10 protein-coding genes and 1 pseudogene are annotated in these 12,681 nt (G+C 33.2%); 9 read left to right on the top strand and 2 right to left on the bottom strand.

All coding sequences use genetic code 11. The features are described 5' to 3' along the window. Positions 1-24: 24 nt before the first annotated feature. From mnmG to AC6F8J_RS00130, 4 genes are all read left to right on the top strand, one after another. Positions 25-1,929 carry a tRNA uridine-5-carboxymethylaminomethyl(34) synthesis enzyme MnmG gene (gene mnmG, locus AC6F8J_RS00115; RefSeq protein WP_500720188.1) on the top strand — a complete coding sequence of 635 codons (1,905 nt, stop codon included), beginning with the start codon at positions 25-27 and terminating at the stop codon, positions 1,927-1,929. Further along, positions 1,916-2,626 carry a 16S rRNA (guanine(527)-N(7))-methyltransferase RsmG gene (rsmG, locus tag AC6F8J_RS00120; protein ID WP_500720190.1) on the top strand — a complete coding sequence of 237 codons (711 nt, stop codon included), beginning with the start codon at positions 1,916-1,918 and terminating at the stop codon, positions 2,624-2,626. Before mnmG ends, rsmG begins: the two co-directional genes overlap by 14 nt. 75 nt (positions 2,627-2,701) lie before the next feature. Further along, a complete protein-coding gene (locus AC6F8J_RS00125) occupies positions 2,702-3,508 on the top strand; it encodes a ParB/RepB/Spo0J family partition protein (protein ID WP_500720191.1) in 807 nt (268 codons plus the stop codon). A 6-nt stretch (positions 3,509-3,514) separates the two neighbouring features. After that, positions 3,515-3,964, top strand: coding sequence for a GNAT family N-acetyltransferase (locus tag AC6F8J_RS00130; RefSeq protein WP_500720193.1), 450 nt, complete (start codon positions 3,515-3,517; stop codon positions 3,962-3,964). 120 nt (positions 3,965-4,084) lie between these two features. Here AC6F8J_RS00130 and AC6F8J_RS00135 read toward each other — a convergent pair whose 3' ends face one another. Beyond that, a complete protein-coding gene (locus tag AC6F8J_RS00135) occupies positions 4,085-5,029 on the bottom strand; it encodes an alpha/beta fold hydrolase (protein ID WP_500720194.1) in 945 nt (314 codons plus the stop codon). A 311-nt stretch (positions 5,030-5,340) separates the two neighbouring features. Here AC6F8J_RS00135 and AC6F8J_RS00140 point away from each other — a divergent pair, with 311 nt between their 5' ends. Together AC6F8J_RS00140 and AC6F8J_RS00145 are read left to right on the top strand one after the other, a co-directional pair. Then, positions 5,341-6,516 carry a histidine kinase gene (locus AC6F8J_RS00140; RefSeq protein ID WP_500720197.1) on the top strand — a complete coding sequence of 392 codons (1,176 nt, stop codon included), beginning with the start codon at positions 5,341-5,343 and terminating at the stop codon, positions 6,514-6,516. Then, positions 6,509-7,156: a response regulator gene (locus AC6F8J_RS00145; protein WP_500720198.1), complete on the top strand. Its 648-nt coding sequence runs from the start codon at positions 6,509-6,511 to the stop codon at positions 7,154-7,156. Before AC6F8J_RS00140 ends, AC6F8J_RS00145 begins: the two co-directional genes overlap by 8 nt. A gap of 1,360 nt (positions 7,157-8,516) precedes the next feature. On the opposite strand, the pseudogene AC6F8J_RS00150 reads toward AC6F8J_RS00145, so the two are convergent. Beyond that, positions 8,517-10,243: pseudogene (locus AC6F8J_RS00150) on the bottom strand (IS1634 family transposase). A 259-nt stretch (positions 10,244-10,502) separates the two neighbouring features. On the opposite strand from AC6F8J_RS00150, the gene AC6F8J_RS00155 reads away from it, so the two are divergent. From AC6F8J_RS00155 to AC6F8J_RS00165, 3 genes are read left to right on the top strand one after another with little or no spacing between them, the layout of a single operon-like run. After that, positions 10,503-11,270, top strand: coding sequence for an AAA family ATPase (locus AC6F8J_RS00155; protein WP_500720199.1), 768 nt, complete (start codon positions 10,503-10,505; stop codon positions 11,268-11,270). A 1-nt stretch (position 11,271) separates the two neighbouring features. Next, complete coding sequence (locus tag AC6F8J_RS00160) at positions 11,272-12,150, top strand: ParB/RepB/Spo0J family partition protein (RefSeq protein WP_500720201.1); 879 nt, start codon at positions 11,272-11,274, stop codon at positions 12,148-12,150. A 13-nt stretch (positions 12,151-12,163) separates the two neighbouring features. Continuing rightward, on the top strand, positions 12,164-12,670 hold the full coding sequence (locus tag AC6F8J_RS00165; RefSeq protein ID WP_500720202.1) for a DUF4446 family protein: 507 nt from the start codon (positions 12,164-12,166) through the stop codon (positions 12,668-12,670). Positions 12,671-12,681 lie beyond the last annotated feature (11 nt).

The following is a 12,681-nucleotide window of genomic DNA, read 5'->3' on the forward strand; positions in this document are numbered from 1 at the left end:
CTATTGATTAGATTGGAGTACATAATGATAAGTAATAATGAAATATATGAAGTAATTGTTGTAGGTGGTGGTCATGCAGGTTGTGAGGCAGCTTTGGCAAGCGCAAGGCGAGGTATTAAAACCATATTATTTGCTGTGAATTTAGATAGTATAGCTATGTTGCCTTGTAACCCTAGTATAGGTGGAACCTCAAAAGGACATTTGGTACGAGAAATAGATGCTTTAGGCGGAGAAATGGGCAGAAACATTGATAAAACATATCTTCAGTCTAGGATGTTAAATACAGGAAAAGGACCTGCTGTTCATTCATTACGAGCCCAGGCTGATAAACATAAGTATGCCTATACAATGAAGAGGACTTTAGAACAACAAGAGAACTTACATATACGTCAATCAGAAGTTGTGGATATTATAGTTGAGAATCAGGAAGTTAAAGGTATAAAAACTGTTTCTGGCACCATATATGAAGGTAAGGCAGTGATTATTGCTACAGGAACCTATCTTAAAGCAAAATGTATCTACGGAGAAGTTGAAATAAATAGTGGCCCCAATGGCCTTCAAGCGGCCAACTACTTAACAGATGTACTTAAAAAAAATGGGATTAATATGTATAGATTCAAAACTGGGACGCCAGCAAGAGTTGATGCTAACACCATAGACTTCACCAAAATGGAAGCGCAAGACGGTGATTTAAAAGTAGTACCATTTTCTTTTGAGAATAGTTCATCAGACATAGAAAGAGAACAAATACCTTGTTGGCTTGCTTATACCAATACAGCCACCCATGAAAAGATAAGAGAGAATTTAAGTAGATCACCACTTTATAGCGGTGTCATTGAGGGTACGGGCCCAAGATATTGCCCTTCCATAGAGGATAAAGTTGTAAGATTTGCAGATAAAGAACGTCATCAAGTCTTTCTTGAACCGGAAGGTGAAGATACATCTGAAATGTATGTACAAGGCATGTCAAGCTCTTTACCGGAAGATGTTCAAAAAGCAATGTTAAGAACCATACCAGGAATGGAAAATTGTCAAATAATGAGAACAGGCTATGCCATTGAATACGATTGCATCGATTCTTTACAGTTAAATCCAACTTTAGAGTTCAAAGAAATTAAAGGTTTATTTAGTGCAGGCCAATTTAATGGTAGTTCTGGTTATGAAGAAGCTGCTGCACAAGGATTGATTGCGGGTATAAATGCAGGGCAAAGAGTTTTACATAAAGACATGGTAGTAATCAATCGTTCAGAAGCCTATATTGGCGTTTTGATAGATGATCTTGTAACAAAAGGAACAAAAGAACCATATAGAATGATGACATCTAGAGCTGAGTATAGATTGTTGTTAAGACAAGATAATGCAGATTTAAGATTAACAGATATTGGTTTTAAGGTTGGATTAATTACAGATTTACGGTATGCAAAATTTTGTGCTAAAAGAAGGGCAATTGAACAAGAAGTAAAAAGATTAAAAAATACAACAGTTGGTGTAAAACCGAAGGTTTTAACTTATTTGAAAGAGAGAGGCAGTACACCTCTAAAATCTGGTGCTACCCTAGGAGAATTACTAAAAAGGCCAGAAATTGATTATATATCATTAGGGGTTATTGATATAGAAAGGTTACCTTTAGAAGCTGATATCATAGAACAAGTTGAGATAATATTAAAGTATGAAGGTTATATCAAACGACAAGAACTACAAGTGGAACAGTTTAAAAAACTAGAGCAGAAATATATACCTGAAACCATAAATTACGATGAAGTCTATAGCCTTAGACTTGAAGCAAAACAGAAATTGAATACGGTAAGACCCATATCAATCGGACAAGCATCTCGTATTTCAGGTGTTTCTCCTGCAGATATATCCGTGTTATTGGTATATTTAGAACAATATAGATCTAAGATAGGAAATGATAATGAACATAAATAAAATTATAGAAAGTTTTAAAGTTATTGGTATTAATCTAAGTGATCAGCAAGCAAAACAGTTTTCTATTTACTATAGTGAACTTATCTTATGGAGCGATAAAATAAATTTAACAACCATCTTAGAAGAGGATGCAGTTCTTTCAAAACATTTCGTGGATAGTGTTCTTTCAACAAAAGTGATGGACTACAAAGATGTAAAAAAATTAATTGATGTGGGAACTGGTGCTGGTTTTCCTGGCATCCCACTCAAAATAGTATACCCTCATATTGAGGTTGTTTTGTTAGATGCTTTAAATAAGCGAGTTGTATTTTTAAATCATATTATAAAAAAACTTGACTTAAGTAATATTTATGCGATACATGGTCGTGCTGAAGATCTCGCTAGAACAGAATTACGTGAATCTTTTGATTTGTGTGTATCTCGGGCCGTTAGTCAGTTAAATGTTTTGTGTGAGTATTGTTTGCCTTTCATTTCTAACAAGGGTCTCTTTATTTCTTATAAAGGAAATAAAACTCTTGAGGAACTGGATCAAAGTAAGAATGCCATACATATTTTAGGAGGAATGTTGGAACTTGTCGTTGAAAATGTATCATTAGATGCTAATACAGATCGAGGTTTTGTAATGATAAGAAAAGTATTTGAAACAGATATGAGGTACCCAAGACGTTCAGGAAAACCATTAAAGAAACCCTTATAATTATTTCCCAGGAAATAACTTCTATGCTATAATAATGAAGAAATGACAAACAATGTTTATAAAGGTGGTTATTTAATGAATCCGGATTTATCTTATCAAGTATTTCAAATACCTATAGAATCCATAAGACCTAACCCTAATCAGCCTAGGTATAGATTCGATGATGATATGCTATCTGAATTAGCAGAATCAATAAGATTGTACGGTATTATGCAGCCTATTAGCGTTCGACTAATCGAAACAAATCAATATGAGTTAGTGGCTGGTGAAAGAAGATTAAGAGCAGCTAAATTATTGTATATGACGAGTATTCCAGCATTAATAATAAATGTTACAGAAAAAGACAGTGCCATACTTGCACTAATTGAAAATCTACAGCGCGAGAACCTGAATTATATTGAAGAAGCTAAAGGGTTTGCTCAACTTATTTCAAACTATGGATTAAAACAACAAGAACTGGCAAATCAACTAGGGAAGAGTCAATCAACCATAGCCAATAAACTAAGATTACTTAATCTTTCCCAAAAAGTACAAGAGGTATTATTAAATGCTGATTTAACGGAGCGCCATGGCAGAATATTATTGAAGCTTGAAAATGAAGAAGATCAGCTGGTACTTTTAGAACGAATGATTAATGAAAAATTAAATGTAAGTCAAAGCGAAAAGCTCGTTAGTAAAATATTGGCCAATCAAAGTTTAAATAAAGAAGAAGTCTTAGAAAAAGCTATGGTAAAAGGTTATTTAAAAGATATTCGCTTATTTACCAATACTATTAAACAAGCTGTAGATATAGTAAAACAATCGGGAATAGATATTAATTATCAAATTAAGCAGACAGAGGAAGCGTATGAAATTAGTATACGAATTCCTATTGAGGATTAAGAATATATGATAGAAGCACGATATGTATTTGGAAATGAAGCTCTGCAGTTAAGTGGCGATATAAGATATAAAGTGTTTACAGAGGAACAAGGTGTAGACATCCAGTATGAACGCGATTTTTATGATTATTTTGCCCATCATGTTGTAGTAATGAAAGATGACTTACCTGTTGCTACAGGAAGATTGATCTTTATAAATGAGGTATTTTTAATCGGACGCGTAGCGGTTTTGAAGGACCACAGAGGCAATAATTATGGTGATCTTGTTGTAAGAATGCTCATAGATCGAGCTTTTAGCATTGGTGCAGACGAAGTTGAGGTACATGCACAACTGTCAGTACAAGGATTTTATGAGGGCATTGGCTTTATACCGATAAGGGAACCTTTTTATGAAGAAGGTATTGAGCACATAAAAATGGTGGTTGATCAAAAAAGTTTGCAAAAAAGTTGTCAATAGAAATAAAGTTAAAAAAGCATATCAATATCAGATAATTTTGATGTAATAAAAGAAAGATAAACGTATATAAGCGCTTGTCTTTCTTTTACAAATAAGATGAATAGTTTTAAACAATAATTTTTAATGAAGATATATCATAAGAATTTCTAACGTAGATTCAGGTTTTTCTAAATGTGGATAGTTTTTAGTACGATCAATAGTTGAAACCTCAATAGCTGGATTTAGGAACTTATAGTCATAGAGGATAGCTTCATAATCACCTATAATTCGTGTACCTTGAATTATAAAAATATTATTGTTAATTTTTGATATTGCCTCCTTGATATTAACATTATTAAAATGGCATAAGTCAGAAGCATAAGTGTACTTAGAAGCGCTACCACTTAGATGGGCAGCTTCTCTTAAAGAATCAATATAGTTTAATTTAAGATGCATAGGATTATAAAATTTTTGTTTTAGACTTCTTCGAATCATCAGCTTTGAAAATATAATATTATAAAAGCTTGTACCAATAATTGGCAATTCAATTAAGAACTTATTAAGTTTATCTTTACGTTTAGGATTTTTTGCAAGCTCATTAAAACTTCCGGGGTTTATAAAGACTAAACTATTAAAATCATCAGGATTTTGATAACAAGCCATTGTTGCATAGGCATTACTTCTACCACTTGTTAAAACTGAGGTTTTTTCCCGAATAACATTTTTTCTAAAATCTACGAGCAATTGAACAAAAAGATAAGCAGTGTATGTGATTTTTGGCTTATCCGATTTACCATAGCCAATTAAATCTATGGCATATACACGGTATTTTTTTGCCAATGAATCAATAAGCTTATTGTATTCAAAAGAAGAACTATCAGCGGAAGTATCGTGGATAAGAAGAAGGCTAGATCCTTTCCCTTGAACCGTATAGAAAATTTTGCCAAATTTCCATTGATAATAATGGGCCCGACTATGGAATAACTTCTCTTTTATAGTGGAGACTGAGAAAATTAGTCGGTTATATAAAAACAGAAGGCAAGTACCAAAACCTATAAGCAATAATTTTTGAGAAAATTTTTTCAAAAGAATAACTCCCTTCAAAGCAAGTAGAATATGTTGACTACTACTATTATGGCCGAAAATCATTTTTATTTCAATAGTAAACCTGCAATTACTCAAAAATAAAGATAATAATATATCATAACCTTGTACACCATGTTGAAAAAGTGATATAATTATATGAAAGGTTAAAGTGTCAAGACTAGGTTTCTCTTGTTACTTACAAGATATAGGTTATGTTGATGCTTGCATAACTATATATTTTAAGTAACAAGTTCAACTTTATGGTTTTGACACTTTAACCATATGAAAACCTACTATGAAGGAATGTGACCATGTATAAGAAACAGTTTAATCAGTTGGACGAAATCATTGACAAAACCATTGATTCTATTAAGGACAGTGTGAAAGAAATAAAAGACATCAGTGATTATGCAAGGCAAGAATATCTTGAGCTTGAAGAAGAGTTTTTACGTCTAAAAATTGAAGCTACTGACCTGATTGATCGAGTTGATTTTTTAGAAAAGAAGTATAAATTGTCCAAGTCTAAGCTTTTAATGGTCAATAAGAATTTTAGCAATTATAGCCAAGAAGAAATGCAGCAAATATATGAAGCCACAGATAAGTTGAGGGTTGACTTGGCTGTGGAAAAAGAAAGAGAAATGAATTTAATCAAAAGAAGAAATGAACTGGAGTTACATTTGAAATATGTGCGTAAAATATCTGAAAAAGCAGATAAACTTTCTTATAATTTTGAAATAGCTTATAGTGTACTTTCGGGTGATCTGAAGAAAATAACCGAAAAGATAGATGATATTCAGAATAAGGAAATTTGGGGCCTTAAAGTAATAGAAGCTCAAGAGATAGAGAGACAAAGAATAGCTAGAGACATGCACGATGGCCCGGCCCAAGGTTTATCCAATCTCATTATAAAGACAGAATTATGCATTAAATTGTTGGATATTGACATTGATCGTACAAAATTAGAACTTCAGACTTTAAAGATGTACATTAGAGGAACTATAGATGAGACCCGACGCATGATTTACAACCTTCGTCCGATGTCGATTGATGACCTCGGTCTAATACCAACCATAGAACGACTTATTGAAAAAATGAGTGAAGATTTGGGATTTAGTATTGAGTTTAATGTAATGGAATGTGATGATTATAAGACAGAAGAAATTGATCCCGTTGTTAATTTAACCTTATACCGCATTACACAAGAAGCTCTGAATAATGTTTTAAAGTATTCTAAAGCCACAAGAGTTTGTGTAGATTTAACATACGAAGATACTGGTATAGAACTTGAAATAACGGATAATGGTATTGGATTTGAGGTTGGTGACATGAAGTTGAGTCTAAAAGACAATAAAGGTTTTGGAATGTCTATGATGCGCGAAAGGGCGAATCTTTTATCCAGTGACTTTCAAATTGTATCAAGAATAGGAAGAGGTACTTCAATACATATAAGGGTTCCCTTGATTAATAAGGAGGAGAGAGATGAGTAAAATTAGAATTATGATAGCCGATGATCATTCTATGGTAAGAGAAGGCTTAAAACAATTAGTAGAATTAGAAGAAGATATTATTGTTGTGGCTCAAGCAGGAAATGGTAATGAAACAATAGAAAAGATTATTGAATATAGTCCCGATGTTGTTCTATTGGACATTAATATGCCTGAGCGTAATGGACTTGAAGTTTTAACCTATTTGAAGCAAAATGATATTAGTGCAAACATAATAATATTAACGATTCACAATGAAGTTGAATACCTGTATAAGGCTGTAGAAATCGGTGTAAAAGGATATGTTTTAAAGGACTCTGAATCAGATGTTCTTATACGCGCCATTCGTTCGGTTTATGTAGGTGAAACTTATATACAACCCAATATGGCATCTTTGTTGTTTAAAAAAATGAATAATGAGGAAACTGGTTCGGCACATAATACGAGATTAACAAAACGAGAAATAGAAGTCCTTAAATTAATTACTGAGGGCTTACTTAACAAAGAAATTGCCCACAGATTATGTATAAGTGAAAAAACAGTTAAGAATCACGTATCTAATATTTTTAAGAAGATAGAAGTTTCCGATCGTACGCAAGCTGCTGTGTTTGCAATAAAGAATGCTATTGTAGAATTATTTTAGAAGTTTCAACTAATGTTATTGACGATAAATTCATAAAACCAGTAAAAAAGCCTCTAAGAATAATGTCTTAGAGGCTTTTTTTGTGTGCCAGGCATAGTACTAATCTAGCCACGGGTGTTTATCGCCAAGTGTAGCGAACCACAAGTTGGTATCAGTAATGGTATGGATGAAGGAAGTGGTGTAGCAAAATTCTTAACCCTACGAACAGAAACTTGATAAGGCGATTAGGTGGGTGAGGTTGCTCAAGAAACTTAAGCTCAAATGATAAATGTAAACCGAAGTTGTAAATCAAGGGGTTGTGGAATGAAAGATTAGTGTCTTACCTTAGGGGACTCCTACCCACTTGTTAAAAGATATGGTCAAAAAAGGTTTAGGGAGGGAGTCAGAGGAGGTCATAGTAGGTTCGTAACCGAGGGATATTGTTTGTATCTAGAGGAGTGATATGTATGAATTTTCTAATAAATGACAGTTCAACAATAAACCTAATTCATTGTATGATCCAACATCTATTTAGATAAGTTAGATAAAGAATTGGAGCAACGAGGACTGCGTTTCGTAAGATACGCAGACGATAGTGGTAAGCCACCGAAATCGCTATCCAGGTGGAGGTTTCAAACTACCTTAAGGCGTTGTGGCCAAAAGCCATGGTATGAGCCTTAAGGAAAAGGCAGTCGAGAATTATCAGGTGAGTATTAAGGAGATGATTGAAGAAGTGAACCGCTTATGAAGGTGTCGAAAGCATAGCGATTCCATTAAAACAAAGGGGTTGTCGTTAATCTGGAATAAGTCTAGTGGAAGAACCACAAGATAAGGCACCGATGCAAGCATGGGGCAGATTCTGATGTAGTAGTTTTGAAGCATCTGTAATGGAGATGGAATAAAGAACAGAAGTAATCCAATTTTAAGATTAAGCAACTTTGAAATGAGGAGGAACTTGTTGGAGAAAGAAAGTCATACGACTTTTCAAAAAAGTAGTATTTACTGCAAAAGCGAAATGGATGCAAATTCAATCACGAAGCTATTTATAAAGAAGTGAACTCAAGACTTGGGTGGTACAAAAGAAGTGGGATGAAGGTGGTGAATTTTATATTAAATCCAAAGTTATTTTAAAAAATAAAGTACGGAGTATTTTTGTTCAATCAATACTATCTAATTTCACAAAAAAGTTATCATGGGATGATGTATAACGATGAGTCTTTATACTATGAGTTTCAATTGTTTCACGTGAAACATAATGAATAGTTGAAGTGAATGTGCTATAATCCTATCTTTGACAGTTGATAAAAATAAAAATCCTGTAGAATCTTGATACTAAAGGTTTTGCAGGATTTCATGTTGGTTCAAAAAGTGCGTAATGTTTCTATTTTTTTGTTTCTTTGAAAATATTTTTCATCTTTTGAGTAGTAACAATCTGATAATCCGTGCGAAAACCGAAAGCTTCATGTAAAGCATCGGTAAAATCAGCTCTTGTGTAGATTGGTTCATAACCTTCCCTCTTAATTTCTTTAAAATTCATTTCTCGTAATTCTTTCATAATTTCATGGCATGTAAATTGTTCATGAAGCTTCTTTTCGAGGAATCTGTAAATCATTAGAGCTATAAAACAAGTGGTGAAATGTGCTTCTATCCTGTCATCGTTGCTTAGGAATACTGGTCTTGCTTTAAACTCACTTTTCATAATTCTAAAACATTCTTCTATTTCCCATCTTCTATGATTCACCTTAGCTATTTCATTAGGATCGTCGTCAAGATTTGTGCAAACACCATAAAAGCCATCATACATTTCTTCTTTGGCGATTGCAGTTTCATCTATGCTATAGATGGCTTTATCAGCTATTTCTCCATCTTTTGTTACATTAGTGGATGAGATGAAACGTTTATAATCATTTTGATTTTTCTTTTTAATATTAGAGGGTCTATCTGCAATCAGTTTAGCAGCACGTTCTAACTGCCCATTTCGAATCCGTCTTTGATAATCTTTGTATTTTAAGGAATAAGTAACAATCAGTTTCTGTTCGAGACCATCCTCTTTTATCCAACGTTCCTTGTAAAAGGTTACCGTTTTATATTTTTCATAGGCCGTTTCATCCTGATCGCATAGGCTAATATCATAGGTTTTATCAGTTCCGGGAAGATGGCAGCCTGTCGTATCAAGTGCCCATTGTTTCAGATGTTTTTTTAGCTTTTTGATAGACTGTGTTGTAATAAAAGCCCTACCATCTTTATTGTTAAATTTACGATTGTCCGTTGAAGATAATCCGGCATCTGTACAGACAATAAACTTTGATAGCTCAAAGTCTTTAAGAATTTTTTCCTCTAGTGGTTTAAGAGTTGTTTGCTCATTTGTATTGCCACTATAGATACTAAATGTAAGGGGGATACCATCTCCATCCATAAATAAGCCCATTTTAACAATCGGATTTGGTTTGTGGTCCTTACCGACCCCGTATCGTTTCTTACCTTTCTCTTGCTCTATTTCAAAGAAGTAGTTGGTACAATCATAGTAAAGCACATTGGTGTTCCTCTTAGAAATTTTCAGACTATTTTCATATAATGAAGATTGTATAAAGTCTGTCTCCTTAGCAAGAACTTCAAGAGCTCTATATATTTGATGTAGATCAAATTAGGCTGTTCTATAAACTTTTTAGAAAGCTGATTGGTTGCAAGTTTGGACGAAGGGAAGATAATTCTGCCATAAATTAACCGTGAGAGTATGGCGTTAAGATCAAAATCAATTTTATATTTTTGAGATATTTCCTTACATATTTTGTGAAGTCCAAGCTCATAGTATATTTTTTGTAGAAATAGGTAACTGCCGTTAAAAAAATGTTGCTCACCTTTGGTGATAAGCTTTGTAGGGGAATGTTTTACAATGATTTCCCGTTTCTCTTCTTTATCTTTTTTAATAAGTTCTTCCACATATTTTTTTGCCCATTCCTCAGGATCCTGTCCATTCAGTTTTTTCTCTAACTCTTTAATAGTTCCAAGTTTTTCAACAATCTTAGTAGTACGTTTATTATTTTCTATAATATCCTTTATCACGTAAAGTGAAGTAGCATTTTTAGAATTTGAATATAATAATCTCATAATCAAAACACCTCCAATATCTTATATTATATTACTTACGATACATTACGCAACAATTAATTCCAAAATTTGACAAAAAAAATAAGCCCTATCAAGGCTTTAAGCGTTTTTTTGATTATGCAACTGTCAAAGACCCGGTTTCACGTGAAACAATTGATTGGAACTTTAAAGATGATTTCTAATGTTTCACGTGAAACATAATGAATAGTTGAAGTGAATGTGCTATAATTAGAAAAGAAAATGAGAGCAGGTGTAGAATATGGGTAGAATTATAGCGATTGCCAATCAGAAAGGTGGGGTTGGCAAAACAACGACAGCGATTAATCTTTCGGCCTGTCTCGCAGAAAAAAAGAAAAAAGTTTTAACACTGGACATTGATCCTCAAGGAAATACAACTAGAGGATTAGGTATTGACAAAACCAAACTAAAGAACACGACCTATGAACTACTTCTCGGTACGCAGTCACTAGAAGAGACCGTTATGGTAAACATCTATGACAATCTGTCTTTGATACCAGCGAATGTAGAGTTAGCCGGCGCGGAGGTTGAACTAATAGGTTTAAAAGAAAACAGCTTTATTATGAAAAAAATACTCAAAACTATTGTTTTGGAGTATGATTTCATTATTATTGATTGTCCACCGTCCTTAAGCATACTTACAGTGAATGCATTAACAGCAGCAGACACAGTTTTAGTACCTATTCAATGTGAGTTCTTTGCTCTTGAAGGACTATCTCAACTCATGCATACAATTAATTTAGTAAAAAAACGTCTCAATCCCGATTTAGAAATCGAAGGTGTAGTTTTCACGATGTATGATGCAAGAACAAATTTATCCATACAGGTTGTTGAAGAAGTAAAAAAAGAACTTAGACGTACGAATATATATCAAACCATCATACCAAGAAATGTAAGACTTGGAGAAGCACCAAGTTATGGTTTACCTATAAACCTGTACGATTCTAATTCTAAAGGTGCAGAAAGCTACCGACTATTGGCAGATGAAGTCATTGAAAGGAGAGTATAACATGGCTAAAAAAAGAGGACTGGGTCAGGGGTTGAATGCACTTATTTCTGACGAACTTGAAGATGAAATACTGGACCATGGAAAAAGTGGTACTTTAAATATAAGAATATCTAATATAGAGCCTAATAGAGAACAACCTAGGAAAGTTTTTGAAGAGGATGCATTGCATGAGCTGGCGGATTCTATTACCCAATATGGTATTATTCAACCATTGATTGTTATAAAAAAGGATAAATATTATGAAATCATAGCCGGTGAGCGTAGATGGCGGGCGGCAAAAATAGCAGGTCTTAAGGAAGTACCGGTTATTGTCAAAGATTATTCGGATGAAATGATTCTTGAAGTATCCCTTATAGAAAATATTCAAAGAGAAAATCTAAATCCTATTGAAGAAGCTTTAGCTTATCAACGTTTGATTGGAGAGTTTTCTCTTAAGCAAGATGAGATAGCCGAGAAGGTATCAAAAAGCAGATCTGCAATTGCGAACACTTTAAGATTGCTAAATCTTTGTAAACAAGTACAACAGATGATTATTGATGAAATGATATCAAGTGGTCATGCAAGAGCCTTGCTAAGGATAGAAGATCAAAATGCCCAACTTGATATTGCAACAAGAGTTTTTGATGAAAAGCTCAGTGTAAGAGAAACAGAAAAGCTTATTAAAAATCATTTTAATCCTAGTAAAAAAGTTAAAAAAGATACAGCCTTATCTGCCCTTGATCCCGTTTATAAAAAGATAGAGGATGATGTAAAGAAAATTTTTGGTACAAAGGTATCCATTCTTAAAAAAACAGAACAAGTGGGAAAAATCGAGATAGAATACTATTCCAAAGATGAACTGAATAGAATATTAGAGTTAATACATACAATACAGGATTAATAGGAGATTGCACATGGAAATATATCAATATATTAACATCTATACAACAGATATTATTGCGATTTTAATCATCGTTGCATCATTGCTAATATTAACTACTTTAATACAATTTATTACGATATCTCGCTTAAAGAAAAAGTATAGACGTTTTACATCTTTAAGCTCTGAAATTAACATTGAAGATGTCTTAATCAACAATCAAGAAAGTATTAAGAACTTAATGAATGATAAGATGATTATTCAAGATGATATTAGAAAAATATATAAAAGCCTTAATAAGACATTTGAAAGTGTTGCAATGCATAAATACGATGCATTTGGTGGTATGGGAGGTAAGTTAAGCGCTGTTATTGTGCTAATAAATAAGAATTTAGATGGTTTCTTATTAAATTCTATAAATACAAGAGAGGGTAGTCATCTCTTTACCAAACAGATTATTAAAGGCAAGACAGAGCAGGCACTATCAAAAGAAGAACAAGATACTATTAAAATGGCTATTGACAAATTTAGACTGTGTTAATAAATGAGATT

This window comes from Petrocella sp. (assembly GCF_059865615.1).

Excerpts from the sequence above, each read along its gene's own strand:
- AC6F8J_RS00165 (WP_500720202.1), top strand. The coding sequence starts at position 12,164 with ATGGAAATATATCAATATATTAACATCTATACAACAGATATTATTGCG.
- AC6F8J_RS00140 (WP_500720197.1), top strand. The coding sequence starts at position 5,341 with ATGTATAAGAAACAGTTTAATCAGTTGGACGAAATCATTGACAAAACC.
- AC6F8J_RS00125 (WP_500720191.1), top strand. The coding sequence starts at position 2,702 with ATGAATCCGGATTTATCTTATCAAGTATTTCAAATACCTATAGAATCC.
- AC6F8J_RS00155 (WP_500720199.1), top strand. The coding sequence starts at position 10,503 with ATGGGTAGAATTATAGCGATTGCCAATCAGAAAGGTGGGGTTGGCAAA.
- AC6F8J_RS00130 (WP_500720193.1), top strand. The coding sequence starts at position 3,515 with ATGATAGAAGCACGATATGTATTTGGAAATGAAGCTCTGCAGTTAAGT.
- mnmG (WP_500720188.1), top strand. The coding sequence starts at position 25 with ATGATAAGTAATAATGAAATATATGAAGTAATTGTTGTAGGTGGTGGT.
- AC6F8J_RS00145 (WP_500720198.1), top strand. The coding sequence starts at position 6,509 with ATGAGTAAAATTAGAATTATGATAGCCGATGATCATTCTATGGTAAGA.
- rsmG (WP_500720190.1), top strand. The coding sequence starts at position 1,916 with ATGAACATAAATAAAATTATAGAAAGTTTTAAAGTTATTGGTATTAAT.
- AC6F8J_RS00160 (WP_500720201.1), top strand. The coding sequence starts at position 11,272 with ATGGCTAAAAAAAGAGGACTGGGTCAGGGGTTGAATGCACTTATTTCT.